This window comes from Streptomyces sp. DSM 40868 (assembly GCF_011820545.1).
Taxonomy (GTDB): domain Bacteria; phylum Actinomycetota; class Actinomycetes; order Streptomycetales; family Streptomycetaceae; genus Streptomyces; species Streptomyces eurythermus.
Window position 1 is genome coordinate 1,746,497 of the sequence record NZ_CP050504.1, and the last position, 24,442, is coordinate 1,770,938.

26 protein-coding genes and 1 pseudogene are annotated in these 24,442 nt (G+C 72.5%); 12 read left to right on the top strand and 15 right to left on the bottom strand.

Features of this window, described 5'->3' with window-relative positions; all coding sequences use genetic code 11:
• Positions 1-409: 409 nt before the first annotated feature.
• Together HB370_RS07785 and HB370_RS07790 are read left to right on the top strand one after the other, a co-directional pair.
• Positions 410-1,351: a lysylphosphatidylglycerol synthase transmembrane domain-containing protein gene (locus HB370_RS07785; RefSeq protein WP_167345717.1), complete on the top strand. Its 942-nt coding sequence runs from the start codon at positions 410-412 to the stop codon at positions 1,349-1,351.
• Between the two features lie 369 nt (positions 1,352-1,720).
• The gene (locus HB370_RS07790; RefSeq protein ID WP_030775045.1) at positions 1,721-2,254 is read left to right on the top strand and encodes a hypothetical protein; all 534 of its coding nucleotides are present in this window, start codon (positions 1,721-1,723) and stop codon (positions 2,252-2,254) included.
• A 417-nt stretch (positions 2,255-2,671) separates the two neighbouring features.
• Here the strand turns inward: HB370_RS07790 and HB370_RS41810 are convergent.
• Positions 2,672-3,217 (bottom strand): annotated as a pseudogene (locus tag HB370_RS41810) (RICIN domain-containing protein); the annotation flags it as partial.
• A 63-nt stretch (positions 3,218-3,280) separates the two neighbouring features.
• Here HB370_RS41810 and HB370_RS41815 point away from each other — a divergent pair.
• Both HB370_RS41815 and HB370_RS07800 read left to right on the top strand, forming a co-directional pair.
• Positions 3,281-4,624, top strand: a complete 1,344-nt coding sequence (locus HB370_RS41815; protein WP_244405466.1) for a hypothetical protein — start codon at positions 3,281-3,283, stop codon at positions 4,622-4,624.
• Between the two features lie 55 nt (positions 4,625-4,679).
• Positions 4,680-4,856, top strand: coding sequence for a hypothetical protein (locus HB370_RS07800; protein ID WP_167345716.1), 177 nt, complete (start codon positions 4,680-4,682; stop codon positions 4,854-4,856).
• A 70-nt stretch (positions 4,857-4,926) separates the two neighbouring features.
• Here HB370_RS07800 and HB370_RS07805 read toward each other — a convergent pair whose 3' ends face one another.
• The gene (locus tag HB370_RS07805) at positions 4,927-5,397 is read right to left on the bottom strand and encodes a DUF4442 domain-containing protein (protein ID WP_037700019.1); all 471 of its coding nucleotides are present in this window, start codon (positions 5,395-5,397) and stop codon (positions 4,927-4,929) included.
• Between the two features lie 53 nt (positions 5,398-5,450).
• Here HB370_RS07805 and HB370_RS07810 point away from each other — a divergent pair, with 53 nt between their 5' ends.
• Entirely contained in the window at positions 5,451-6,626 is a 1,176-nt protein-coding gene (locus HB370_RS07810; RefSeq protein WP_030775038.1) for a hypothetical protein, read from the top strand.
• Between the two features lie 11 nt (positions 6,627-6,637).
• On the opposite strand, the gene HB370_RS07815 is transcribed toward HB370_RS07810, so the two are convergent.
• Positions 6,638-7,483: a fused MFS/spermidine synthase gene (locus tag HB370_RS07815; protein ID WP_030775036.1), complete on the bottom strand. Its 846-nt coding sequence runs from the start codon at positions 7,481-7,483 to the stop codon at positions 6,638-6,640.
• A 162-nt stretch (positions 7,484-7,645) separates the two neighbouring features.
• Here HB370_RS07815 and HB370_RS07820 point away from each other — a divergent pair, with 162 nt between their 5' ends.
• From HB370_RS07820 to HB370_RS07830, 3 genes are all read left to right on the top strand, one after another.
• On the top strand, positions 7,646-8,479 hold the full coding sequence (locus tag HB370_RS07820; protein ID WP_030775034.1) for a VTT domain-containing protein: 834 nt from the start codon (positions 7,646-7,648) through the stop codon (positions 8,477-8,479).
• Between the two features lie 117 nt (positions 8,480-8,596).
• Positions 8,597-9,040: a hypothetical protein gene (locus HB370_RS07825; RefSeq protein WP_030775033.1), complete on the top strand. Its 444-nt coding sequence runs from the start codon at positions 8,597-8,599 to the stop codon at positions 9,038-9,040.
• Between the two features lie 83 nt (positions 9,041-9,123).
• Positions 9,124-9,594: a helix-turn-helix domain-containing protein gene (locus HB370_RS07830; RefSeq protein ID WP_030775031.1), complete on the top strand. Its 471-nt coding sequence runs from the start codon at positions 9,124-9,126 to the stop codon at positions 9,592-9,594.
• 31 nt (positions 9,595-9,625) lie between these two features.
• Here the strand turns inward: HB370_RS07830 and HB370_RS07835 are convergent, their stop codons facing one another.
• Positions 9,626-10,315, bottom strand: a complete 690-nt coding sequence (locus HB370_RS07835; RefSeq protein ID WP_030775029.1) for an HAD family hydrolase — start codon at positions 10,313-10,315, stop codon at positions 9,626-9,628.
• A 319-nt stretch (positions 10,316-10,634) separates the two neighbouring features.
• Here HB370_RS07835 and HB370_RS07840 point away from each other — a divergent pair, with 319 nt between their 5' ends.
• Together HB370_RS07840 and HB370_RS07845 are read left to right on the top strand one after the other, a co-directional pair.
• Positions 10,635-11,510, top strand: a complete 876-nt coding sequence (locus tag HB370_RS07840) for an undecaprenyl-diphosphate phosphatase (protein ID WP_030775027.1) — start codon at positions 10,635-10,637, stop codon at positions 11,508-11,510.
• A gap of 312 nt (positions 11,511-11,822) precedes the next feature.
• Complete coding sequence (locus HB370_RS07845; protein WP_030775026.1) at positions 11,823-12,002, top strand: hypothetical protein; 180 nt, start codon at positions 11,823-11,825, stop codon at positions 12,000-12,002.
• A 32-nt stretch (positions 12,003-12,034) separates the two neighbouring features.
• Here the strand turns inward: HB370_RS07845 and HB370_RS07850 are convergent, their stop codons facing one another.
• The gene (locus tag HB370_RS07850; protein ID WP_030775024.1) at positions 12,035-12,646 is read right to left on the bottom strand and encodes a DUF4291 domain-containing protein; all 612 of its coding nucleotides are present in this window, start codon (positions 12,644-12,646) and stop codon (positions 12,035-12,037) included.
• A gap of 95 nt (positions 12,647-12,741) precedes the next feature.
• Here HB370_RS07850 and HB370_RS07855 point away from each other — a divergent pair, with 95 nt between their 5' ends.
• Positions 12,742-13,218 carry a nuclear transport factor 2 family protein gene (locus HB370_RS07855; RefSeq protein WP_030775023.1) on the top strand — a complete coding sequence of 159 codons (477 nt, stop codon included), beginning with the start codon at positions 12,742-12,744 and terminating at the stop codon, positions 13,216-13,218.
• 109 nt (positions 13,219-13,327) lie between these two features.
• Complete coding sequence (gene lnt / locus HB370_RS07860) at positions 13,328-14,902, top strand: apolipoprotein N-acyltransferase (protein WP_030775022.1); 1,575 nt, start codon at positions 13,328-13,330, stop codon at positions 14,900-14,902.
• On the opposite strand, the gene HB370_RS07865 is transcribed toward lnt, so the two are convergent.
• From HB370_RS07865 to HB370_RS07910, 10 genes are all read right to left on the bottom strand, one after another.
• Entirely contained in the window at positions 14,820-15,731 is a 912-nt protein-coding gene (locus tag HB370_RS07865; RefSeq protein ID WP_030775021.1) for a Gfo/Idh/MocA family oxidoreductase, read from the bottom strand. The two genes, lnt and HB370_RS07865, sit on opposite strands and share 83 nt — an antisense overlap.
• 70 nt (positions 15,732-15,801) lie before the next feature.
• Positions 15,802-16,305, bottom strand: a complete 504-nt coding sequence (locus HB370_RS07870) for a hypothetical protein (RefSeq protein ID WP_030775020.1) — start codon at positions 16,303-16,305, stop codon at positions 15,802-15,804.
• Positions 16,306-16,493: 188 nt separating this feature from the next.
• Positions 16,494-17,177: a uracil-DNA glycosylase gene (gene ung, locus HB370_RS07875; protein WP_030775017.1), complete on the bottom strand. Its 684-nt coding sequence runs from the start codon at positions 17,175-17,177 to the stop codon at positions 16,494-16,496.
• Positions 17,178-17,274: 97 nt separating this feature from the next.
• A complete protein-coding gene (locus HB370_RS07880) occupies positions 17,275-18,852 on the bottom strand; it encodes an ABC transporter substrate-binding protein (protein ID WP_030775015.1) in 1,578 nt (525 codons plus the stop codon).
• Between the two features lie 188 nt (positions 18,853-19,040).
• Positions 19,041-19,802, bottom strand: coding sequence for an SDR family oxidoreductase (locus tag HB370_RS07885; protein ID WP_030775013.1), 762 nt, complete (start codon positions 19,800-19,802; stop codon positions 19,041-19,043).
• Positions 19,803-19,824: 22 nt separating this feature from the next.
• The gene (fabG, locus tag HB370_RS07890) at positions 19,825-20,586 is read right to left on the bottom strand and encodes a 3-oxoacyl-ACP reductase FabG (protein WP_030775011.1); all 762 of its coding nucleotides are present in this window, start codon (positions 20,584-20,586) and stop codon (positions 19,825-19,827) included.
• 146 nt (positions 20,587-20,732) lie between these two features.
• A complete protein-coding gene (locus tag HB370_RS07895; protein WP_030775010.1) occupies positions 20,733-21,182 on the bottom strand; it encodes a DUF3037 domain-containing protein in 450 nt (149 codons plus the stop codon).
• Positions 21,179-21,955, bottom strand: a complete 777-nt coding sequence (locus tag HB370_RS07900; protein ID WP_030775008.1) for a HipA family kinase — start codon at positions 21,953-21,955, stop codon at positions 21,179-21,181. The genes HB370_RS07895 and HB370_RS07900 overlap by 4 nt, the downstream gene beginning before the upstream one ends.
• A gap of 518 nt (positions 21,956-22,473) precedes the next feature.
• Positions 22,474-22,860 carry a beta/gamma crystallin domain-containing protein gene (locus tag HB370_RS07905; RefSeq protein ID WP_030775006.1) on the bottom strand — a complete coding sequence of 129 codons (387 nt, stop codon included), beginning with the start codon at positions 22,858-22,860 and terminating at the stop codon, positions 22,474-22,476.
• A 726-nt stretch (positions 22,861-23,586) separates the two neighbouring features.
• On the bottom strand, positions 23,587-24,378 hold the full coding sequence (locus tag HB370_RS07910; RefSeq protein ID WP_030775004.1) for a MerR family transcriptional regulator: 792 nt from the start codon (positions 24,376-24,378) through the stop codon (positions 23,587-23,589).
• Positions 24,379-24,442 lie beyond the last annotated feature (64 nt).

The window sequence follows — 24,442 nt, forward strand, 5'->3', positions numbered from 1 at the left end:
CCCTGTCGCTGACCTGGTCGTCCTGTGTGTCCGGGCGCCCGCATGCGAAGCGCGGCCCAAGGGAAGGCTACCTGGTCGGCGCCGAACGGCCGCCTGCCCGCCCGGCCGGCGGCACCGTTCCGCCCGCACTCCTTACGTTTCCGGACATCCCCGTGTCACGCGGGAGGGGAAGGCTCCACGCGGTTTCGCCCGGCCCGCTCCCCCAGGCCCGCAGGGGCCCGCCGCGGAAGGACGACGTCCCGTGTCCCCAGCTCCGACCCCGCCCCCGTCCACGTCCACCTATACGTCTACGTCCCGCTCGCTTCCGCGCCCGTGCGCGGAGGCCGACGGCCCTGGTCCGAAGTGCGCCCGCCTTGGTACGGAGACCACCGGCGCCGATCCGGAGTGTGCGGCTCCGGCGAGGTCGGCGGTGGCGCGCGGGCCGGGCCGGTCGCTGCGGCTGGCGCTGTGCCTGGCTCCGCTGCTGTTCGCCGCCGGCTGGGCGGCGGCGAACCGGCCCGTCGTGTACGAGGGGTTCCGGCGGCTGGTCGCGGCCGACCCGGGGTGGCTGGCGGCGGGAGCCGGGTTCACCTGTCTGACCTGGGTGGCCGCCTCCTGCGTCCGGCAGGGTGCGCTGCCCGACCCGGTACCGCCACGGCTGCTGCTGGCCTCGCAGTTCGCCGCCGGCGCCGCCAACCACGTGCTGCCCGGCGGACTCGGCGCGCACGCCGTCACCCTGCGGTTCCTGCGCGGGCAGGGCGTACCGCTGGAGCGGGCGACCGCGTCGATCGGCCTGTACTCGCTCGTCAAGTCCGTCGCGAAGGCGCTGGTACTGGTGGTGTTCCTGGCGGCCTCACCGGCCCGGCGGCGCCTCGGGGAACTGATACCGGACGGGCGGCTGCTGATACCGCTCGCGGCGGGCGTGGGCGGGGCGGTCACGGTGGCGGGGGTGCTGCTGACGGTCGTACGGCCGCTGCGACGGCCGGTGGCCGCGCTGCTGCGCACCGCCGTGTCCGACGCGCGCGCGGTGCACGCCCGGCCGCGCCGGGTGCTGGCGCTGTGGGGCGGGGCCGCCGCGATGCCACTGGTGCAGGCCGGCGCGCTGGCCTGTGTGGGGGCCTCCCTGGGGCTGGGGCTGCCCTGGGAGCAGGTGGTACTGGCCCATCTGGCGGCGGGCACGGCCGTCGGGGCGGTGCCCGCGCCGGGCGGCCTCGCGGTCGACGCGGCACTGGTGTGGACGCTCGTCGCCTTCGGCTCCTCCCCCGCACCGGCGACCGCGACCGTCATCGGGTACCGGGTCCTGACCGACTGGGCACCGCTGCTGCCGGGCGCGCTGGTGCTGTCGACGCTGATCCGCCGGAACGTGGTGTGAGCGGCGCTTTCAGGTGTTGGCGACGTTGACCGGGCCACCAGGTGCAGCGCCGGAGGTGGCTATCCGCTCGGTTCACGTGGCTGGCCGAGTCAATGCCGGGGATGCCTGAAAGCGGGGTGCACGCCAGCTTTCGCCCGCGCGCCTCACTCCGATCCCGTGGGGCGGTTCGCCCTCCGGGGTGATTCGCCTGGTGGCGGGGGCAAGGCGGAGAACGCCTGAAAGCCGAGTTCACACCGCCGCGTCTCGCGGTGCGGTTCGCCCTGTGGCCGAATCCACGCCGAGAACACTTGAAAGCCCCGTTCACACCGCCTCCGCCCCGCGCGGAAAATTACCGCGCACCGGCCGGGCATCCGGTGCCACCGTGTGGCCATGACAGGTATCGAGGTGCTGCTGATCGGCGGCCGGTCCGGTGTGGGCAAGACGACGGTCGCCATGGAGACGTCGGTCCTCCTACGGGACGCCGGCATCGCCCACTGCTTCGTCGAGGGCGACCTCCTCGACCACGTCCACCCCGCTCCCCCGGACGATCCCTTCCGCGCCCGCATCACCCGGCGCAACCTCGCCGCCCTGTGGGTCAACTACGCCGACCTGGGCATGCGGCGCCTGATCTACACCAACACCGTCAGCATCCTCGAACCGGACCTGATCCGGCAGGCCGTCTCTCCCGCCGCCCCGCCGAGGATCGTCAACGTCCTGCTCACCGCCACCGACGTGACAGCGCGCCAACGCCTCGGCGGGCGGGAACGCGGCTCCGAGCTCGACATCCACCTGCGCCGCAGCGCCGCCGCCGCGCAGCGTCTGGAAGCGGAGGCTCCGCCGGGAACGGTACGCATCCCCACCGACCAGCGCACCGTTCGCGCCATCGCCGAGGACGTCGTCGCCGCCACAGGCTGGTCCCGCTGAGCGGCCACCGGGGCCGGCTCGGGCGGTAGGCCCAGGGCCCGACTTCTCCGGCGCCTCGTCACCTCCTCGTACTCGTACGCCCTCACGGGTCCCGGTGTCATCGGCCCGGCCGGGCCGCCCGCCGCCTTCCCCATGGATCCGCGCGCCTCGGGGACGGTCTCGTTCCTCGGTCCCCTGGCCCGCGCGCCCCGGCACCCCCTGCGGGGTGTCACCGGCCCGGTGACGCCCGTCCCCGCCCGGCCGTCCACCGGGAACCCCGGCCGACGCGCCCGGTACGTCGGGCCGCCGCTCCGGGCGAGTCCCATCCTGGGGGCCCGGCAAGCCCGGTGCGACCGGCCGCCGTTCCGAACCGGCATCGGCACCGGCACCGGCACCGGCAGGGGGTGTTTCGTCCGCCTCCAGCACCCACCGCTGCGCCGGGGAACCCTTGTCACGGTGTACGACGCCGACCCCCGTGATCCCCCGGCCGGGCCCCGGTGCCAGGGCCAGGCCGGGGTGGCGGCGGAGCAGGATCTCACCGTGGAGCGTGACGTCGTAGGAGACCTCCCCGGGCGGTAGCGCGCAGCCGGCCAGCGCCACGGTTCCCGTGCCGGGGTCGGCGGCAAGACAGAGGGTGGGGTCGGCGGTGCTGCGCAGGAGGCCGTCGTCCTGGTAGGTCCACTGCTGGGAGCCGGCCGCCGAGCACGGCGCGAGCCGGACGCCCACGCCCGCCGCGACCCGCCCTCCGCGCACGTCCAGGCAGCGCCCGGAGGCCAGGTCGCGCAGGGTGCCGTGGACGGTCTCGGCGGGATCGCCGTAGGAGGCGGCGGAGTGTGCGCCGGCGCCTCCCGGGCGTGGGGAGTCCGCGACGGGTGCGGCCCAGGTCGCGCCGGGACCGGGGACACCGTTGTCATCGGACCAGCTCCTGACCGACAGGGCGGTGACGAGCAGCGCGAGGGACGCCAGCCCGACGCCGATGACCATGGCCTTGCGGTGGCGGCCACCGGACAGAGGACCTCCGGGTGCGATCGCCCGGGTCCAACGGACATGACGGCCATGGCGGTCGTGGCGGTCATGGCGGTCATGGCGATCACGAATGGGCGACCGGTCCTCACCGGCGGCACGGCCCCCACGGACGACGCGGGCCGGTCGGGAGTCGAGGTAGCGGCGGGCGCCCCAGCCGAGCACGCTCTCGGCGAGGAGCAGGGGCAGACCGGCGTCGAAGTGACCGAGCTGCTCGGCGGCGTACCGGCAGTGCGGGCAGACCGTCAGATGCCGGCGCACTTCCGGCAGCAGGGGGCCGCCGCGGCGCAGGGGGATGTCCAGGAGCCGGTTGTGGAAGCGGCATTCCTCGGTGGGCGCGAGTTCCCGGTGAGCGCGTACACAACCGGCACGGAATTGCTCGCGCGCCTGTTCCAGCGCGGCCGTCGCGGTGACCGTGTCGACGCCCAGAAGACCAGCGGGTATGTTTATGGGTTCGGCCTCGACCTCGGTATGCCAGAGAAGGCATTGCGCGGTGCCGGGAAGGGACCGAAATGCGTGGGCGGCGAGCCGTCTGCTTTCCGGTGGGCCGGGCTTTGTCGCGCGCAGTCCGCGACCGCCGGTGGTTTTGCGCAATTCCGGCAGGACGGCGCAGGCGGCGGTGTCCGCGGCCCAGGCGCGGACCGTGTCGCGCACGGCGACGAGCAGTTGCGGCCGCAGGGCGCCGCCGGTCACGCCAACAGCGCCGGTGGCGCCGGTCGCCGTACCGGCGAGCACCTGCTGGAAGGCCGCGGTGGCGACGAGTTGGGCGGTGGTACCGGCGGTGGCCAGGCAGACCACGGCATGGTCGAGGGTGGCCCGCCAGTGCCGGGCGAGCAGCAGCGCGACGGCGTGATGACGGGCGTCGGCGTCCGGGCCGCGGAGCCGGGCGAGGAGGGCGGGGTCGGACTCCCCGGCGGGGCCGGGCACGGGTGGGTAGGGCGGGCGTGGGGGGTAAGGGGGCTGCACGGAAACATTTCCTTTCCAGCCGCAGGACCGCATGCGCGCGGGCGTCCTGTGGAAAAACAGTGCCTGTCGGTGCATACGTGCATAGCTAAAGGGCCGGCCGGACGTCGGCGTCCGCCTTTGCCCTCCCGCGGGGAGGCTCACCTTGGCACAGGCGACTCACAGGAAACAAGAAGTCGGAATACCCCGGCGGTGAAGTCGGAGCTTCCGGCAATAGTTACCGCTGGTATCTCCGGACGGTGTTCGACCTGGCGGCCGACTTCTCGACGAAAAGGCCGGATGGCGGGCCAAATGTCCAATTCCGGTATTCGTACGGTCCGGGCCGGCGCGCGACTCCGCCGACATCCGGTCAAACCGTGGCCGACGCACCGACGCGCCCTTCCTCCTCTCAGGCACGGTGCGTGATGCTCTGCTCACCTGGGGAGAGCAGTGGTTCCCGCAACCCATGGAGGAGCAGACCATGCCGCTCGGAAGGATCGCCGTCTACAACGACGCGGACGGCGTGGGCATCATCACCGACGAGGACGGTGAGAGGCGCCCTTTCTCCTGCATGGAGACACAGACGACCCGCGAGGGTCAGCGGGTCGCCTTCGAGGTGATCGGCGCGAAGGCGACCAACGTGGTCGCCATCCGGTGACGCCGCCCCGGACACCGGCGCCCCGCCCCGGTGTCCGGGGCGGGGCGCGGGTCGTCCGGGCCGGCGCGGGCTACTTCGCCCCGTCGGTCGGCCGGAGCGTCCACAGGACGCTCATCTCGCCGGTCACCGCGCCGTCCGCGCGCCGTATCTCGACCGACACGGGGAACTCGGGGCGCTGTCCGGCGTCGAGTTCGGCGACGACCTCGGCGGCCGGGCGGCCCAGCGTCGCGGTCGCGGTGACGACGCCCATCGCCAGCTTCTTGTAGGCGATCTCGGCCCGTACGGCGAGCGGCACGGCCCGCGAGAGCTGGTCCCCGAAGGCGGCCAGCACGATGGCGCCGCTGGCCGACTCCCCGAGGGTGAACATCGCACCGGCGTGCGGGCCGCCCACGTGGTTGTGGTACGCGTCCTGGTCCGGCAGGGACACCACGGCCTTGTCGGCGGTGGTCTCCAGGAACTCGAGGTTCAGGGTCCGGGCCATGGGCACGGTGGCGGCGAGCATCTCGCCGATCGACATCTGGTCTGCGCTCATGGCCGTCATGTTACTCACGAGTAGCAGGGGCTGGCCAGAGAAGCACACTAGGGTTACGGGCCATGTGGCCAGATCAGCAGCCGCCAGGGGGCGCGCAGAACCCGCAGCACGATCCGCGGCAGAACCCGTACCAGCAGCCCGGACACCCGCAGCCGAACGCGTACCAGCAGCCCGGACACCAGCAGCACCCGCAACAGGGCCCGCAGCAGGGCCCCTACGGGCAGCAGCACCCCGGCACGCCCTACGGACAGCAGCCCCCCAGCGCCCCGTACGGGCAGCAGCCGCCGAACGGCCCGTACACGCAGCCGCAGACCGTCCCGTACGCGCAGCCGCAGACCGCTCCGTACGCACAGCCGCAGACCGTCCCCTACGGGCAGCCGCCGCAGTGGGGACAGCCGTCCGCGCCCGAGCCCCCGCGCGGTGGCGGGCGTACGAAGCTGGTCGCCGTCGTCGCGGCCACGGCCGTCGTGGTCACCGCGGCCGTCACCGGCTTTCTGGTGCTGGGTGGTTCGAAGGACGACGAGGCGGACGACGGCAAGGACGCACGGAGCACGAGCCCGTCGCCGACCGCCACCTCGCCCGCCTCGCCGTCCTCGACCGACAACCCGCGCTCCGGCGAGGCCGTGAAGCCGACGGTCGCGGGCTGGAAGGTCGTGGTCAACCCCAAGTACGGCACGGCCTTCGACGTGCCGGCCGACTGGGACGTGCAGCGGACCGGCGTCTTCACCTTCTTCGAGGACAAGGAGAAGGGCGACGGCTCGGCGTACATCGGTTTCTCCGGCGTGTCGTCCCTCAAGCCCAGCTACTGCGTCTCGGACGACGACAAGGACGGCAGGGAGGAGACGTCGTCGCTGGCCGCGGCCGGCACCAAGGGCGAGATGGGCGCCAAGGACACCGCGAGCATCGCCCGGGGCGACTCGGCGGCCTTCGCGTTCGGCGGGTTCACGGACCAGACGAAGGCGGCCAAGAAGTACCTGCACATAGGCGAGGCGAAGTCCTTCACCACCGCGTCGGGCGTCACCGGCAGCGTCGCGACGTCGTACGTCAGCGGTGTGCCGAAGAAGAACAAGTGCGACACCGACGGCAAGGCGGTCACGTTCGCCTTCAAGAACTCCTCGGGCAACTTCGTGTCGTGGTCGCTGTACGGCGCGAAGGGCGTCAAGGACGAGCTGTCGGACGCGACCATCGACAAGATCCTCGCCACGGTACGGCTGCACGGCGACCCGACGGTGGAGTGACCGCGCCCGTCTCAGCCGATGCCGAACGCCCCGTCGGGGGGCTCGGGTGAGGGTACGGCGTCGGCGTCCTCCACCGGCCGCGCCGACCCGGTGAACCGCCGTACCGCGGCCCCGTGTTCGACGCGTGCCGGGAAGGCGTCCGCCGCGGTGCGCCGGGCCAGCGCGGCGGTGTCCAGGGGCCGGTGGGAGGCCGCGACCACCACGTTGCCGAACCGCCGTCCGCGCAGCACCGCGGGTTCGGCGATCAGCGCGACCTCCTCGAACACGGCTGACAGCGTGGCCAGTTGGGAGCGCAGGAAGCCGAACGGCGCGGCGTCGGCGAGATTGGCCAGGTAGACCCCGTCCGGCCGCAGCACCCGCTCGGCCGTGCGGACGTAGGCCAGCGTGGTGAGGTGGGCGGGCACCCGGGAGCCGCCGAACACGTCGGCGATCAGCACGTCGGCCCGGTCGTCCGGCGCGGTCCGGAGCCAGTCCCGGGCGTCGGCCGCGTGCAGCGCGATGCCCGAGCCGGCCGGCAGCGGCAGCTGCTCGGTGACCAGCTCCAGCACCCCCCGGTCCGCCTCGACGACGTCCTGCCGGGAGCCGGGGCGGGTGGCGGCCACGTACCTCGGCAGGGTCAGCGCGCCCCCGCCGAGGTGCACCACGTCCAGCGCCCGCCCGGCCTCGGCAACGGTGTCCAGCACATGTCCCAGCCGCCGCGCGTACTCGAACTCCAGGTACGCCGGGTCGTCCAGGTCCACGTACGACTGCGGGGCCCCGTCGACCGTGAGCAGCCAGGCCCGCTCCCGGTCGACGTCGGGCATCAGCCGGGCGGTGCCGTGGTCGGTGGTCCGGGAGACGGGTATCGATTCGTTCACCCGACCATTGTGGGTCCCGTCGTCCACCCGCCATGGTGGACCCCGCGGCGGTACGTCACCGCACGTCCCGGGCGACACCGGCCGCCGTCGCCGCCCGCCCGGTACAGCAGGGGAGTTCGGTTCATACGGCGATCACACAGGTGCGTCGGTTAGTGTCTGCGGATGCTCGATGCCAACCGCTCTGGCACCGCCCCGCTCTCTCCCCCGGCTGCCACGCCCACTCCCCCGGCCGCCACGCCCTCCCTCCTGGTCGCCGCGCCCGAGCCGGCCCTCACCCCGGCCGGCCCGGGTGCCGCGGCCGTGCCCGTGCTGCCGCGCGCCGGGTGGGCCGGGCGCTGCACACGGCTGCTGCTGTCTCCCTACGCCCGGCTGTCCCTGCTGCTCGCGCTGCTGGCGGGCGGGGCGGCGGGGGTGCTGGTGTGCGAACCGCAGCGGCTGCTCACGCACGGCTGGCCACCACAGCTCGGCGGGGCCGCGGCCGCCCTGGTGTTCGCGGCGGCGTACGGGCTGTGCACCGTGGTGTTCGTGCCGCGCCCCCTGCTGAATCTGGCCGCGGGCGCGATGTTCGGCTCCCAGGTGGGGCTGGCGACGGCGCTCGCGGGCACGGTGCTCGGTGCCGGGGTGGCCTTCGGGCTGGGCCGGGCGCTCGGGCAGGATGCGCTGCGCCCGCTGCTGCGGGGCCGCTGGCTGAAGGCGGCCGACGGGCAGCTCAGCCGGCACGGGTTCCGGTCCATGCTGGCCCTGCGGCTGTTCCCGGGCGTGCCGTTCTGGGCGGCGAACTACTGCGCTGCCGTCTCCCGTATGGGCCCGCTGTCGTTCCTGCTGGCCACCGCCCTCGGTTCGATCCCGAACACGGCCGCCTACGCGGTCGCCGGCGCCCGCGCCTCGGCGCCGACCTCCCCCGCCTTCCTGATCGCGATGGCCTGCGTCGCCGTACCGGCCCTGGCGGGCACGGTGGTCGCCTGGCGCAAGCGGCACCGGCTGCGCGCCGGGTGAACCGTCGCGTCCGTCCGCCGGGCCGTGCCGGGATCCGGAGAGCCGGGCCGTGCCGGGATCCGGAGAGCCGGGCCGGAGGGATGTCCGGCCGGGGAGCCGTGCCAGAAGGGGTGTCCGATGTGGGCCAGCGTCATCGCCGTGGCCGGCACGCTGCTCGGCGGCGCGCTGACCGGGCTGCTCCAGCTGCGGCGCGAGCGGGCCGCCCGCGACGAGCGCCGGGCGGAGGCGCTGCGGGTGGCGCTGGGCGAGCTGGTGGCGGCCCTGGGTGACCACCGGCGGGCCCTGTGGCACCGCGAGGACCTGGTGCTGAGCGGCGCGAGCCAGGAGGCCGTCGACGCGGCCCGGGCGCAGAGCCGTGCCACCCGCTCCGCGGTGACCTCCCCGCTGGTCGCGGTCTGCGTCCTGGAACCGGCCCTCACCGGACCGGCCCGCCAGGCGGCCCTGGCCGCGTTCGCCCTCCGCGAGGCGCCCGGCCACGCCGAGCTGGCCGCCCGCCGGGAGGCCGCGATCGCGGCGACGGACGACCTGGTCGCCGCGGCGGGGCGGGTGATGGCTCGGTGAGCGGGGCGGGGGACGGCGACCGTGGCGGGGGCCCACCACCGCTCACAGGGTTGGAAAAACAAACCCTCCCCTAGACTGACGTCATGGCCGCCACGAAGGACCCGCGCCCCTGCTCGATCGCCGACGCCCTCGCGCTGGTGGGCGAGAAGTACTCCCTGCTCGTCCTGCGGGAGGTGTGCCTGGGCAACGGCCGCTTCGACCAGCTCGTACGCAACATCGGCGCACCGCGCGACATCCTGGCCGCCCGGCTGCGCCGGCTCGTGGAGGCCGGCATCCTCACCAAGCGCCTGTACAGCGAGCGCCCTCAGCGCTTCGAGTACCGGGCCACGCAGGCCGGGCTGGAGCTGGAGCCGGTGCTGATGACCCTCAGGGAATGGGGCGACCGCCACCTGCGCAAGGACACCGACCTGCCCATGGTCGTCGAGCACAGCTGCGGCAGCCGGCTGGTGTCGGTGGTCACCTGCCAGGCCTGCGGCGGGGCCGTGCGCCACGAGGACCTGACCGCGCGTCCGCAGGCCCCGGGCTGGACCCTCTCGGGGCCGGCGACCGCGTGAGGCCGCCGGGGCCGGCGGCGCCGGGGGGGCCTCAGAAGTGCTCGGCCAGGTCCGTGAAGCGGTCCACCTGGAGCAGCCGTTCGGTGGCCTCGGGGAACGGGTGGTGTTCCAGCACCCAGGTGTCGGGGTGCGGTACGTACACCGCGCCCAGCCCGGCGGCGAGCGCCGGCACGATGTCGGACTTCGGGGAGTTGCCGATCATCCACGTCCGCGCGGTGTCGGCCTTCAGGTCCTCCACCACCGTGGAGTACGTCTCGACCGTCTTCTCCGGCACGATGACGATCCGCTCGAACAGCGGCCCCAGCCGGGAGCGTTCCACCTTCGCCGCCTGCTCCTCGTGGTCGCCCTTGGTCAGCAGCACCAGGCGGTGCCGGGTGCGCAGACCGGCCAGCGTCTCCTCCACGCCCGCGATCAGCACCGGCTCCTGGCGCAGGATCCGCTCCCCCAGCTCGTCGATCGCCTTGCCGTGGTCGTCGGTCGCCCGCACCTCGTGCACCCGCTCGTAACAGTCGTGCAGGCTGCGCACGAAGCTCTTCGCGCCATAGCCGTACACCTGGCAGTTCTCCCGCTCGACGTCGTCCAGGACCTGCCGCAGTCCGGCCCGCGAGAGCGATGCGTGAGCGAGCAGGTCGAGGAACTCCTCGATCGCCCGCTCGAAGTAGATGTTGTTCTCCCACAACGTGTCGTCCCCGTCGACGAGAAGACACTGATCGGCTCTCAAGCAGACCTCCCGGCTGCGGCGTCGGAACTCTCGGACGCGTCCCATTACACAGTTGCGACCATGGGTGAGTCATGTCGTTTTCCCCTGTGAGGCGATTCCTCGAGAACAGCCGGACGGGGCCGGCACCTCTGTGCGCGCGGCCGCTCGCGCGGGCAGTGGTACGTGACGAGCGTCCGGTAGGCCGTACGGCCACGGCCCGCTGCCGCCGTGGACGGCCGAAGTGTGCGGCCCCTGTTGCCGTGTCGCCGGGCGGGCCCGCTACCCTTCCTTCGTCACATGATCACCTCTTCTCCTTTCAGCACTTGGACGCCATACCTTCATGTCTTGGTTTGAATCCCTCGTCCTCGGACTCGTCCAAGGGCTGACCGAGTTCCTGCCCGTCTCCTCCAGCGCGCACCTGCGGCTGACCGCCGCGTTCTCGGGCTGGGAGGACCCGGGCGCGGCCTTCACGGCGATCACCCAGATCGGCACCGAGACCGCGGTGCTCATCTACTTCCGCAAGGACATCGGCCGGATCATCACGTCCTGGTTCCGCTCGCTGTTCGACAAGTCGATGCGCCGGAACCACGACGCGCAGATGGGCTGGCTGGTGATCGTCGGCTCGATCCCCATCGGCCTGCTGGGTGTGACGCTGAAGGACCAGATCGAGGGGCCGTTCCGCGATCTGCGGGTCACCGCGACGATGCTCCTCGTCGTCGGCGTGGTCATCGGCATCGCCGACCGGATGGCGGCCCGCGACGAGACGGGCCGCCGGCACCGGGCGCCCAAGCAGCGCAAGACACTGGAGAACCTCGGCGTCAAGGACGGCCTGATCTTCGGGCTCTGCCAGGCCTGCGCGCTCATCCCCGGCGTCTCCCGCTCCGGCGCGACCATCAGCGGCGGCCTGTTCATGGGCTACAAGCGGGAGGCCGCGGCCCGCTACTCCTTCCTGCTCGCCATCCCGGCCGTGCTCGCCTCCGGTGCCTTCGAGGTGAAGGACTCGCTGAGCGAGGGCCACGTGGACTGGGGGCCCACCCTGTTCGCGACGGTGATCGCGTTCGCCTCGGGGTACGCGGTCATCGCCTGGTTCATGAAGTGGATCTCCAACAAGAGCTTCATGCCGTTCGTCTGGTACCGCGTCGCCCTCGGAATCGTGATCATCGCCCTGGTGGGCATGGGCGTACTGAGCCCGCACGCCGCCGAGTCGGCGGGCTAGCCGGCCGCGGCGGCGCACCGTCCGGGCCCCACACCGCACTCGCCCCGCACGCGTGCCGGCCGCCGGTGTGCCCGACGTGGTTCGCCATGAACCGGAGCCCGGGACCGTCGCCCGGCCGGCACCGCCGGTTTCGGACATCGTGCCGTCGATCGCGACCCGTCCGTGACCTGCGTGCCGCCCGGCGGGCCGTCGGCCGGCCGGCGGCAGCGCACGGCCACGCGCGGACGGCCGGGCGGCGCCGGTGTCCAACGCGTTACCGTCTGCGTAGCCGGGCGGTAGCGCAGGGTCAGTGCTTGGGCCTAGGCTGTGCGCATGTCCCCGGATTCCCCGCCCTCTGGTTCCGCGCGCTCCGCCGCCGAGCTGAACGACCGGATCAGAGCGCTGTGGCTGCGCGCGGGCGGCACCCTGTCGGCCCAGGAGCGCGCGGAGTACGAGCTGTTGGTGATCGAGTGGGCCGCCGCCGTCCGCGGCCGGATCATCGAGGCGGCCTGAAGCGGCGACCGCGGCAAGGAGTCCGAGCGGTCCTACGCCCGCAGATGCGCGAGCACCTCGTCGGCCACCGGATACGGCCGCTCCCCGGGCAGCAGCGCGCTCGCCCGTTCCGCCTCGCCCGCCCGTACCAGCGCGTGGATCTCCGCGGCCAGCGGGGTGACGTCCTCGATGCCGACGATCCACTCGTCCGCGTACCGGGCCGCCGCCTCTCCGGCGAGGCCGAGCTGCAAGGACCGGTACGGCAGCGGGTCGTGGTGCAGATCCCGCTCCGGGTCCCACTGCACCCGCGCCGGGCTGCGCGCCAACGCCCGCTTCCAGGCGGCCTGGTCCGGGTGCAGGGCGGGCACGTAGTGGGACAGGCAGGCGTGGCGCAGGGCCCACTCGAAGCCCTCCCGGGTGATCTCCACGGCGAGGACGGTCTCCTGGTTCTCCTTGGTGCCCCAGCCGCAGCGGTACATCATCCACAGGAACGACGGCTTCACCCAGGTCATCCGGTCCCGTTTCCAGTCGGACGGGAAGCGTCCGGTGCGGGCGGCGGCCCGGCCGATCCCCGGGTGGTAGGCCTGGTAGACGGTGACCGTGGTGTCCGTGTGCCGGGCACGGATGCGGAACTTCGGTTCGGTTTCGACGGTTTGCGCGTTCACACGGACAGGGTCGGCCGCCGCTCCGGTCCCGCACCACCGAATATTCACCCCGCAGGCCTCTTGGCTCGGCGTCCTCCGTACCCAACACTGTGGCGATGACGCAGCGTGCGGAGTTCGCGACCGTGAGGGACCGGCTGGCCGTGGAGGACCTGGTCACCGCCTACGCGGTGGCGCTGGACGACGGCGACTGGGCGGCGTACCACGGGCTGTTCACGGCGGACGGCCGGGCCGACTACCGTTCGGCGGGCGGTATCGAGGGCGACGCGGGGCGGGTCGCCGCCTGGCTCGCCGACAGCCTGGCCGGCTTCGCCATGCGGCAGCACCTGATCGTCAACCGGCTGGTGCGGTTCGGGGTCCTGGAGCACGACGCCGGGGACACCGCCCGGGTGCGCGCCGACTACCTCAGCCCCATGCGCCTCGCCGGTACCACCGGGTCCGCCGCCCCGGACCTGGTGTGCGGCGGCCGGTACGACTTCGGTCTGCTGCGCACACCGGACGGCTGGCGCCTGCGCGAGGTCGTCGTCCACGAGAAGTGGCGCCGGCTGCCGGCCGGAGAGCCCGGCACCGCGTGACGTCCGGACGCCCGCGCCCACGAGCACCCGTCCCGCCCGGCCGCCGGACGCGCATGCTTTCGAAGCCGCCGCGCACACTGGAGGCATCGGCTGGGTAGGGAGGCTCCCTATGAGGACGATCGACCGCTGGCTGACCTCCCCTTGGCGCCGTTCGGCCGCCGCCGCCCTGACCGGCGCGCTGCCCGTGCTCGCGTTTCCGGCTCCCTCGCTGTGGTGGTGGGCGTACGCCGCCCTGGTGCCGTGGCTGCTGCTCGCCCGGTCGGCACCGACCGCGCGCCGGGCCGCGTACGACGGCTGGTGCGGCGGCTTCGGCTTCCTGCTGGCCGTGCACCACTGGCTGCTGCCGAGCCTGCACGTGTTCATCTTCCTGATAGCCGCGCTGCTGGGCGTGCTGTGGATGCCGTGGGGATGGCTGGTGCGCCGGCTGCTGGGCGGGCCGGCGCCGGCGGGCCGGGGCGCCGCCGCGCTGCTGGTGCTGCCGTCGGCCTGGCTGGCGGTGGAACTGGTGCGGTCCTGGCAGGGGCTCGGCGGGCCGTGGGGCATGCTGGGCGCCAGCCAGTGGCAGGTGGCTCCTGCGCTGCGGCTGGCCTCGGTCGGCGGGGTATGGCTGCTGAGCTTCCTGGTGGTGGCCGTCAACGTGGCGGCGGCCGTGCTGATATCGGTGCCCGCCTCCCGCGTACCCGCCGTCGCCTCGCTGGCCGCGACGGCCGCCGTGGCCTCGGCCGGGTGGGTGTGGGCGCCGCGCCCGGAGGTGGACGGGCGGGCCCGGATCGCCGTCGTGCAGCCCGGCGTCGTCGCCGGGCGGGACAGCGCCGAGCGGCGCTTCGACCTGGAGGAGCGGCTGACCCGGCGGCTCGCCGGGCAGGACGTCGACCTGGTGGTGTGGGGCGAGTCCAGCGTCGGCTTCGACCTGGACGACCGGCCCGATCTGGCCCGGCGGCTGGCCGCGCTGTCCCGGACCACCGGCGCCGATCTCCTGGTGAACGTGGACGCCCGCCGCTCCGGCCGGCCCGGCATCTACAAGAGCGCGGTGCTGGTGGGCCCGAACGGCCCGACCGGCGACCGGTACGACAAGATGCGGCTGGTGCCGTTCGGCGAGTACATACCGGCCCGTTCGCTGCTCGGCTGGGCCACCTCGGTGGGCCGGGCCGCGGGCGAGGACCGGCACCGCGGCACCCGGCAGACCGTGCCGGACGTCGGACACGGGCTGCGGGTCGGCCCGCTGATCTGCTTCGAGACCGCGTTCCCGGACCTGGGCCGGCACCTCGCCGACGACGGCGCGGACGTCCTCCTCGGCCAGTCCTCGACCTCCACGTTCCAGCACAGCTGGGCGCCGGAGCAGCACGCCTCGCTGGCCGCGCTGCGCGCCGCCGAGACCGGCCGCCCGATGGTGCACGCCACCCTCACCGGTGTCTCGGCGGTCTACGGCCCCGACGGACGCCGCCTCGGCCCGTGGCTCGGCACCGGCACGAGCGCCGCCCGGGTGTACGACGTGCCGCTCGCGCACGGTGTCACGCCGTACGTCCGCCACGGCGACTGGCCGGTGCACGGCGCGCTGCTGGTGCTGGCCGTGCTGGGGGTGACCGAGGGGGTACGGGCGGTCAGGACGCGCCGTAGCGGTCCCGCACCTCTCGTACCACCCGCTCGCACAGTTCATGGGTCGCCAGCGCGTCCCGGGCGCTGAGCACCCGTCCGGACCGTACGGCGTCGAGGAAGGCGAGGACCGCCTGCTCGATGCCGCGCTGGCGGGGCACCGGCACCCAGTCGCCGCGCCGGCGCACGGTCGGCTGCCCCTTGTGGTCGATCACCTCGGCGAGGTTGACCACCTGGCGCTTGGTGTCCTGCCCGGACACCTCCAGGATCTCCTCGTTCGAGCCGCTGAGCCGGTTCATCACGCCGAGCGCGGTGAAGCCGTCACCGGCGAGCTGGAGCACGACGTGGTGGAGCAGCCCGGCCCCGACGCGGGCGCGCACCGTGACGTCGTCGACCGGGCCGGGCACCAGGAAGCGCAGGGTGTCGACGACGTGGATGAAGTCGTCCAGGATCATCGAGCGGGGTTCCTCGGGCAGTCCGGTCCGGTTCTTCTGCAGGAGGATCAGCTCGCGGGGGTGGTCCAGGCACTGGGCGTACCCGGGCGCGTGGCGGCGGTTGAAACCGACGGACAGCGAGACGCCGCGCCGCTCGGCGAGGGTGACCAGCCGTTCGGAGTCGGCGAGTTCGTAGGCGAGCGGCTTGTCCACGTACGTCGGGACGCCGGCCTCCAGCAGCCGGGTGACGATCTCGGGGTGGACGGCGGTGGGCGCGTGCACGAAGGCCGCGTCGAGGCCGGCGTCGAGCAGCGAGTCCAGGGTGGTGTGCCGCCGGGCCGGCGGCAGGTGCAGGCTGTCCCCGACCCGCTCCAGGGTGGCGGGGGTGCGGGTCTGGAGGTGCAGGTCGATCCCCGGCTGGGTGCCGAGCACCGGCAGATACGCCTTCTGCGCGATGTCCCCGAGTCCGATACAGCCGACCTTCACGTGCTCTCCCCTGTCGCTGGCCTGCGGGTTGCCTGCCGGAAGCATACGGGGGGCACCCGACCGGCCCTCGTCAGCGGCGGGGTGTCCAGCCCTCGCCGCCTTCGTCGCCCTCCCCCAGTCGCAGCGCCAGCCGGCTGATCGCGGACCGGACGCCCGCGCCGTAGCCGTCGTCGGCGAGGGCGGAGGCGGCGCTGCGGGCCCGGCGCAGATGGCTGCGGGCGGCCTCGGCGCGGCCCAGTTTGTCGTAGTCGGCGGCCAGGTTCAGGTGCAGGGACGGCAGGAAGCCCCGTACGCTGCCCGGGTCGCCGCCCGGGCGGCCGTCGGCCAGTTCCTCGGCCGCCGACAACGCCCGCAGGTCCCAGGCCAGTTCGTCCGCCGGGTCGTCGTGGGTGTCGGCCAGATAGTGGGCGAGGGTGCAGCGGTGCAGCGGGTCGCCGTCCTCGCCGATCTCCGCCCACAGGTCCAGGAAGCGGCTGCGGGCCTCCTCGCGGTCGCCGCCGTGGTGCAACATCACGACCTGCCCGATCCGCGTCAGCACGGCGTCCGGCGCCGTCTGCTCCTGTCGCTCCACCACGGTGCCCTCCGGGCCGTCGCCGGTTGTTGCCGCTCCCGACGCTAACCGGCGCGGACCGGTTTCCCGGACAGGCGGCGCCGTCGCGCCGACGGGCCGGTGATCGCGCCCGGGTGCGGGGTGGCCGGCCGCGTGCTTCCCCGCCCCGGGAAAGTCACGGCGACCGCACCCCGTCAGCGCCCCCGCTCCCGTCAGCCCAGGTTCGGGATGCGCCAGTCGATCGGCTCGTGTCCCTGCGCGGCGATCGCCTCGTTGATCTGCGTGAACGGGCGGGAGCCGAAGAACTTCCTGGCGGACAGCGGCGAGGGGTGCGCGCCCTTGACCACCACGTGCCGGGTCTCGTCGATCAGCGGGAGCTTCTTCTGCGCGTAGTTGCCCCACAGGACGAAGACCGCCGGGTCGGGGCGGGAGACCACCGCGCGGATCACGGCGTCGGTGAACTTCTCCCAGCCCTTGCCCTTGTGCGAGTTGGCCTCGCCGGCCCGGACGGTGAGGACCGCGTTGAGCAGCAGCACGCCCTGTTCGGCCCACGGCATCAGATAGCCGTTGTCCGGGACGGGCAGGCCCAGTTCCTCGTGCATCTCCTTGTAGATGTTCCGCAGGGACGGCGGGGTCTTCACCCCGGGCCGGACCGAGAAGCACAGGCCGTGGCCCTGGCCCTCGCCGTGGTACGGGTCCTGGCCGAGGATGAGGACCTTCACCCGGTCGTACGGCGTCGCGTCCAGCGCGGCGAAGACCTCCTCGCGCGGCGGGTAGACGGGGCCCTTCGCCCGCTCCTCCTCGACGAACTCGGTCAGCTCCTTGAAGTAGGGCTGCTGCAGTTCATCGGCCAGAACCCCGCGCCAGGACTCGGGCAGCATGGCGATGTCGGTCACGTCAACGTCCTCACGATGTCGATCAGGTACCGCGTGCGGTCACTTCCAGGCTTCAGAACCTACAGGCGACCACTGACAACCGGTGCCGCACGGGGCCTCACCAGCTGGTCTTGCGGTGCAGCGCCCACATCATCATGATCGTCGAGGGGTCCAGGGCCTGTTCGCCGCCGGATATGTCGACGCTGGCCGCCACGAACTGCCGTCCCTGCCACAGCGGGAGCAGCCGGGCGTCGTCGACCATGATCTGCTGGGCGGCCTCCATGTCCTTGACCGTCTGGGCGCGGTCGCTCTCGGCGCGCGCGTGGGGCAGCAGCCGGCCGGTGATCTCCTTGGCCGGGTAGGGCGTGCCGAGCGCGTTGTGCTCGCCGACGAACGGCGCGATGAAGTTGTCCGCGTCGGGGAAGTCCGGGAACCAGCCGCGTCCGAACACCGGGTACTCGCGCTTCTGGAAGCCGGTCACATAGCTCTTCCACGGGCGGTTTTTGAGGGTGATGGTGAACAGGCCGGAGCCGTCCAGCTGCCGCTTGAGCTCCTGGAACATCAGGCCGGTCTCGGAGCCGTAGCGGTCGGTGGTGTACCAGAGGGTGAGCGGGACGCGCCGGGTGATGCCGGCGTCGGTGAGGATCTTGCGGGCCTTGGCGACGCTCGGTTCGCCGTAGTCGTCGAAGAAGCCGGTGGCGTGGCCGGTCAGGCCCTTGGGGACCATCGAGTACAGCGGGTCGACGGTGTCCTTGTAGACCTTGTGCGCGATCGCGCCCCGGTCCACGAGCTGGGCGACGGCCTTGCGCACGGCGATCCGTCCGGCCCAGGGGTCGGCGGGGTTGAACACCAGGTAGCTGATGTCGGTGCCGGCGCCGTCGACCAGTTGCAGGTCCTCGTCGTCGTGCTCCTGGAGGGCCACGATGTCGTCGGCGGCCAGTCCTCGGTAGGTGACGTCCACGCTCTTGTCGCGCAGCGCCTGGACCATGCCGGCGGAGTCCTTGAAGTAGCGGATGGTCACCGCGTCGTTCTGCCGCTTGGCGAAGCCCTGGTAGTTGTCGTTGCGGACCAGGACGGCCCGCTCCCCCTCCTCGTAGGACCGGAGCTCGTACGGCCCGGAGCCGTGCACGTCGGTGCCCTCGCGCAGGGAGTCCGCCGGGTAGTCGTCCGGGTCGACCAGGGACATGGCGGGGGTGGCCAGCACGTAGGGGAAGGTGGCGTCGGGCTTGTTGAGGTGGAAGACGATGTCGCGGTCGCCGGAGGTCTCCACCCGGTCCAGGCTGCCGAGCAGTCCGGCGGGGCCGCCGGGGGCGTTGATGGCGCGGATGCGTTCGACGGAGTGCCGGACGGCCTCGGCGGTCAGCGGGTCGCCGTCGGCGAACTTCAGGCCGGCGCGCAGCTGACAGCGGTAGGTGCGGCTCGTGGAGTCGGTGAAGGAGCAGGTCCGGGCGGCGTCGGGCTGGGGGGTGGTGGCGCCGTACGGGTAGGCGAGGAGGGTCTGGAAGATGTTGCGGTACAGCTCCCAGGAGCCGTCCCAGGCCCCGGCGGGGTCCAGCGTGCTGGGGGCGCTGGTGGTGCCCACGACGATCGGCCCCTGGTCGTCGGGGTCGCCGTCGGACAGCAGGCCGCAGCCGGCGACCACGGACAGGGACGCGATCGCCGCGACTCTTCGCAGGAATCGGTACCGGTAGAACACGCGCACGCTCCTCGATCCGCCATACCAAGGGTCGGCAGACCATACCGCAGCGTCCGCGCCCTGAACCTCCCCTGGAACAGGGCCCGTTGATCGATCCGGCGATGACGACGTTGTCAGTCCGCCAGGCGGACGTCAGGCGGTCTTCCGGGCGCCGTTCCGTCCGGAAACCGGGCGCCCGGAAGAGTCGGTCAGGAGACTCCCGCGTTGAGGAAGATGCCGCCGTCCACGACGAGCGTCTGACCGGTGATCCAGTCGGACTGCGCGGAGGTGAGGAACGCGGCGGCGCCGCCGATGTCGGAGGGCACCCCCAGCCGGCCCAGCGGGTAGGCGGCCGCGGCCTCCTCCTCGCGGCCCTCGTACAGGGCCTGCGCGAACTTGGTCTTGACCACGGCCGGGGCGATCGCGTTGACCCGCACCCGCGGCGCGAACTCGTGCGCCAGCTGCTGGGTCAGGTTGATCATCGCGGCCTTGCTCACGCCGTACGCGCCGATGAACGGCGAGGCCGACAGGCCGGCGACCGAGGCGATGTTGACGATCGCGCCGCCGTTGTCCTTCTGCCAGGCGTGCCAGGTCTTCTGGGCGAAGCCGAGGGCGGAGACCACGTTGGTCTCGAAGACCTTGCGGGCGACGTCGAGGTCGAGGTCCGCGATGGGGCCGAACACCGGGTTGGTGCCCGCGTTGTTGACGAGGAAGTCGACCCGGCCGAAGGCGGCCATGGTGCGCTCGACGACCTCGGTCTGGTGGGCGAGGTCGTGTGCCTTGCCGGCGACGCCGATGACCCGTTCGGTGCCGAGCCGCTCGACGGCCTCCTTCAGGGCGTCCTCGCCGCGGCCGGTGATGCAGACGCGGTCACCGCGGGCGACGAGCGCCTCGGCGACGCCGTAGCCGATGCCGCGGCTGGCGCCGGTGACGATCGCGACCCTGCCGGAGAGCTCCGGGAGTTCAGTCATGTCCGTGCTACCCCTGCATCCCTTAGTTGAGCGGTCCGCCGGCGACGTACAGCACCTGGCCGGAGACGAAGCCGGCCGCCTCGCCGGTGAAGAAGGCGATGGCGTTGGCGATGTCCTCGGGCTCGCCGACGCGCTGCACGGGGATCTGGGTGGCGGCGGCCTTCTTGAAGTCCTCGAAGTCCATCTTGACGCGCTCGGCGGTGGCCTTGGTCATCTCGGTGGCGATGAAGCCCGGGGCGACGGCGTTGGCCGTGATGCCGAACTTGCCCAGCTCGATGGCGAGGGTCTTGGTGAAGCCCTGGAGACCGGCCTTGGCGGCCGAGTAGTTGACCTGGCCGCGGTTGCCGAGCGCCGAGGAGGAGGAGAGGTTGACGATCCGTCCCCAGCCGGCCTCGACCATGTGCTGCTGCACGGCCTTGGTCATCAGGAACGAGCCGCGCAGATGCACGTTCATGACCGTGTCCCAGTCGGACACGCTCATCTTGAACAGCAGGTTGTCGCGCAGCACGCCCGCGTTGTTGACCAGGATCGTGGGCGCGCCCAGTTCCTCGGTGACGCGGGCGACGGCCGCCTGGACCTGCGCCTCGTCGGAGACGTCCGCGCCGACCGCGACGGCCTTGCCGCCGGCCGCGGTGATCTTCTCGACGGTGTCCTTGCAGGCGGCCTCGTCGAGGTCGATCACGGCGACCGCGCGGCCCTCGGCGGCCAGCCGTACGGCGGTGGCGGCGCCGATGCCGCGCGCCGCGCCGGTGACTACCGCGACCCGCTGTTCATTGGTGGACATGCTGTTTCTCCTCGCCCTTGAGAGAACCTGTCGGACCCTCGGAGAGGGCCTCCGGTGCGGTGAGCGACCGCTTAGTACCTTCTCCACCCGTGACGCTAGAAGCCCTGGCACGCGGTGTCAACGGCAACCTAGGCCGGTGTGATCGATTACCTCACCAGGAGGTTCAGCAGGCGCTCCGTCTCGGCGGCCGGGTCGGCGGTCAGTCCGGTGTGCACGGGGCCGGGCTGGACGATGGCGGAGCGGGGCGCGACCAGCCAGCGGTAGCGGCGCCCGGCGTCGTCGCCGGCCGCCTGTCCGGCCTGTTCACCGCCCGCGCAGGTGCGCTCGATCGCGGCGAGCGCGGCGCGCACCCCGGCCACGTCGGCCGCCGGGTCCAGGGCGAGCAGCCGGGCCTCGTCCAGGTGGGTGCGGGCGCCGAGGTAGCCCCGCGCGCGGCAGTAGACGACCACGCCGGCGTTGACGCACTCCCCGCGCTCCACCCTGGGCACGACCCGTAGCAGCGCGTACTCGAACACGTCCCGGTCGCCGCCCTGGCCCGCCCGGGTGATGTGCCGCTCGGTGACATGGCCGGCCATGTGGATGTGACGCTCGCTCACTTGCCCTCCTCGGATCCGGTGCCGAGGCCGGTGATCCGCTCGGCGATGACGGCCGCGCGGGCGAGCAGCGGCCGCGCGTAGGCCCGGCGCAGGTCGTCCGGGGTGTCGAAGCCCGGCTCGCCGTCGAGCCAGACGTCCGGGATCTCGGCGGTGACCTCGGCGAGCAGGTCCTCGGTGACCCGGGGGGCGAGGTCGGCCGCGGCGGCGCGCACGTCCGGGGCGAAGCGGGCGAGGGCGTGGTCCGAGGCGTCGTAGGGGCGGGCCGCCGAAGTCTCGGCGCCGGGCCAGTTGTGGTGCCAGATCATCGTGGCGCCGTGGTCGATGAGCCACAGCTCCCCGTGCCTCATCAGGAGGTTGGGGTTGCGCCAGGACCGGTCGACGTTGTTGATCAGCGCGTCGAACCACACGATCCGGCCGGCCTCCTCCGGGCTCACCGGGAAGGCGAGCGGGTCGTAGCCGAGGGCGCCGGACAGGAAGTCCATGCCGAGGTTGGTGCCGCCGCTGCCGCGCAGCAGGTCCTGCACCTGCTGTTCGGGCTCGCCGAGCCCGAGGACGGGGTCCAGTTCCAGGGTGACCAGCCCGGGCACACGCAACCCGAGCCGCCGGCCGAGTTCACCGCACACCACCTCGGCGACCAGGGTCTTGCGGCCCTGTCCCGCGCCGGTGAACTTCATGACGTAGGTGCGGAGGTCGTCGGCTTCTACCAGTCCCGGCAGCGACCCGCCTTCACGCAAAGGTGTGATGTAGCGGGTCGCGATGACTTCTTTCAACAATTTCGAAGGTTCCCCACTCGCTGGCCTTGCTTTCCATGGTCCCATCGAGGCGCTGCAGCCCGGGCAAGACCACGATCAGCCCTGGGGAGAATCTGGGGAGTTCCGGCTGGCACGCAGGTGCCCCTTCCTCCAGCAGTCCATCGATCGCCGTAGGCCCGTCGGCTCCGGCCTCGAGGCACGAAGTGAGCATAGTAACCAAGCGTGACAGCCGGGGAGGGACGCCCGAGCCATCGCGGCCGGCGTCACCACGCACTCCTCGGGCCTTCGACGGGAAGACGCCGTGGGTGCGCGCAGCCGGTGCAAGAAGTCCCCACGCGCTGTGGTCCGGCACCGTGGCCGGGCTCGGCACCCTGGCCGGTGCCGCCCTGGCGACCGGGTCGGACTGCTCGTCGCCCAGTCGACTTCCTTCGTGTTTCCGGCACGGATCGGCACACGCGGGAAACGCCGGCGCTTTCGAGTAAGCGCCACAAAAAAAGGGGGGGGCACCCCGAAAGGCGCCCCCAGGACGTGCTTCAATCTCAGTAGATCCTGATGGAAATGATCTCGTGGATGTGGCCCGGGTTCCACGAGCCCCACTTCTGGAGGGTGATGGTTTCCAGCCTCGGATCACTCAGATTCCGCTGGAACTGCAGGGTGACGACGTTGTTTCCGGCCTCGACCCAGTTCACCCCGTAGATGGCGACGGGCATCGTTCCGGCGTTGGCGAAGCACAGCGTGTCGCGGCCCTCGTTGTTGTGGATTTCGAGGTAGCTGTTCTCGTTACAGTCCGTACGGTTGATGGTCGGGCCGATGGCGGAAGCCGTGGTGGGAGAGGTCGTGGCCGCCGCGGCGGGCACCACCGTGGCGGCCAGTGCGGCGGCGGCGACTGTTGCGACACCGAGCGAACGGCGCACGGAAAGCTTCATTCTCATCCTCTTCTGTGCGGGACTTGGTGCCCTTACCGTCACACATTCATCAGCTCGCCGGAAAGCGCTTACAAGCCAGATCGACTTCCATGCCGGATGCCCATACGACTCGGAGTGAGAGACACCACGTTTAAGGAGACTGGAGTCGGTATTACCAGCTTCGAAGCATGGTGGGGGAAACCAGGACCGGAGCGAACGGTAGTCGCAGCGGGGAAGAACGACACAAACGAGCCGCGGATGGCACGTACATGATCAGGGGCGATACCGGGATGGAACTCGACACGAGACAGCCGAAAATCGCGGAACCAAAAGGCCGTGGAACTACTCGGCTTCCGCGTCAGGTTGCGCGGGGGTGAACTCCCGGGTCCGCACCGCTATCGACATCCACCGGCGGCGCTTGGGCGTCCCCGGGATCCACGGCGGCGAGCGCACCGGGTCCATCCCCGGCGTCCGCCGTAGCGACCAAGCGGTGCTGCCCCACCCTTCGCCCACGGCAACGGCATCGACGTGAACCGGATCGCGTGCCCGCTCCTGCCGGTGGCGGCGACGTGGCCGAGGCGGCGGGCCCAGGGCCGGGGGTCAGTAAGGCGTCGGCGTGGGCGGAGGGGGTGTCGGACGGGAGAGCGACCTCGGGGCGCTTCCGCGGGGACTGCACGAAGGCGGCCATGCGGTCATCGACGCATGACCAGCCGTTTCGATGCCGGAGCCCCGGGAGGCGGGTGGCCGTCATGGACGCGGGACAGCGATGCCGGCCGCGCGCAGTTTCGCCTCGACCAGCGCGTTCAGCCGGGCGATGGACGGTGCCTCGTCCGCCCCGTGGCCGTTGACCACCGCGTACCGGGAGGCGGCGTCGGACCGCTTCTCGAACCCGGCCGGCATCGACGGCGGTGCGGGGTCGGCCAGCACCTTGCCGGCCAGCGCGGCCGCCAGCTCCTCGATGCGCGGGTCGTCCGGGTCCCAGGCCCTCGCCTCCCAGCCGCGCTGGGTCAGCTCGACATGTTCGGGGTCGTCCAGGAGACGTTCCAGCCGGGTCAGGAAGCTGTCGAGGATCTCCGGTACCAGCGCCCGGGCCAGCACCAGAGCCTCCCGTTGGACGGCCACGTAGTCCCCGCCGAAGCCGGCACCGGCGAGCCGGTCCAGAACCGCGCAGGCCCGGTCGGGCAGCAGGGCCCGGTCGCCGTGGGTGAGCCGGTGCAGCGTGTCGCGGCGCGCGGTCAGGTCCTCGATCTGTTCGGTGAGTCGGCGACGGACGTCCTCCAGGGCTGCGGCGAACCGCTCGGCACCGGCGTCCAGCAGATCGGCGATCCCGGCCAGCGGCACGCCGGCCCCGGCCAGGGTCCGGACCTGGATCAGACGGTGCAGGTCCGCCGACCCGTAGCGCCGGTAACCGGAACTGTCCCGGTCCGGCTCGGCGACCAGGCCGAGCCGGTGATAGTGCCGCACGGTCTTGACCGTGACGCCCACGAAAGCCGCCGCCTGGCCGATCGTCAGCCCGTTCGCCGGGTTGCGGTTGATCACAGCGGGGAGGGTAGCGGGCTTCCGCGCCAGTGCGGCACCCCCTTCGGGGACGCCGGCAGCGCAA

What these genes read in the sequence shown, in the direction of transcription:
- HB370_RS07790 (WP_030775045.1), top strand. Translation starts at nt 1,721, where the DNA reads ATGACAGGTATCGAGGTGCTGCTGATCGGCGGCCGGTCCGGTGTGGGC.
- HB370_RS41815 (WP_244405466.1), top strand. Translation starts at nt 3,281, where the DNA reads ATGACGGCCATGGCGGTCGTGGCGGTCATGGCGGTCATGGCGATCACG.
- HB370_RS07800 (WP_167345716.1), top strand. Translation starts at nt 4,680, where the DNA reads ATGCCGCTCGGAAGGATCGCCGTCTACAACGACGCGGACGGCGTGGGC.
- HB370_RS07805 (WP_037700019.1), bottom strand. Translation starts at nt 5,397, where the DNA reads ATGACGGCCATGAGCGCAGACCAGATGTCGATCGGCGAGATGCTCGCC.
- HB370_RS07810 (WP_030775038.1), top strand. Translation starts at nt 5,451, where the DNA reads ATGTGGCCAGATCAGCAGCCGCCAGGGGGCGCGCAGAACCCGCAGCAC.
- HB370_RS07820 (WP_030775034.1), top strand. Translation starts at nt 7,646, where the DNA reads ATGCTCGATGCCAACCGCTCTGGCACCGCCCCGCTCTCTCCCCCGGCT.
- HB370_RS07825 (WP_030775033.1), top strand. Translation starts at nt 8,597, where the DNA reads ATGTGGGCCAGCGTCATCGCCGTGGCCGGCACGCTGCTCGGCGGCGCG.
- HB370_RS07830 (WP_030775031.1), top strand. Translation starts at nt 9,124, where the DNA reads ATGGCCGCCACGAAGGACCCGCGCCCCTGCTCGATCGCCGACGCCCTC.
- HB370_RS07840 (WP_030775027.1), top strand. Translation starts at nt 10,635, where the DNA reads ATGTCTTGGTTTGAATCCCTCGTCCTCGGACTCGTCCAAGGGCTGACC.
- HB370_RS07845 (WP_030775026.1), top strand. Translation starts at nt 11,823, where the DNA reads ATGTCCCCGGATTCCCCGCCCTCTGGTTCCGCGCGCTCCGCCGCCGAG.
- HB370_RS07855 (WP_030775023.1), top strand. Translation starts at nt 12,742, where the DNA reads ATGACGCAGCGTGCGGAGTTCGCGACCGTGAGGGACCGGCTGGCCGTG.
- lnt (WP_030775022.1), top strand. Translation starts at nt 13,328, where the DNA reads ATGAGGACGATCGACCGCTGGCTGACCTCCCCTTGGCGCCGTTCGGCC.
- HB370_RS07885 (WP_030775013.1), bottom strand. Translation starts at nt 19,802, where the DNA reads ATGACTGAACTCCCGGAGCTCTCCGGCAGGGTCGCGATCGTCACCGGC.
- fabG (WP_030775011.1), bottom strand. Translation starts at nt 20,586, where the DNA reads ATGTCCACCAATGAACAGCGGGTCGCGGTAGTCACCGGCGCGGCGCGC.
- HB370_RS07905 (WP_030775006.1), bottom strand. Translation starts at nt 22,860, where the DNA reads ATGAAGCTTTCCGTGCGCCGTTCGCTCGGTGTCGCAACAGTCGCCGCC.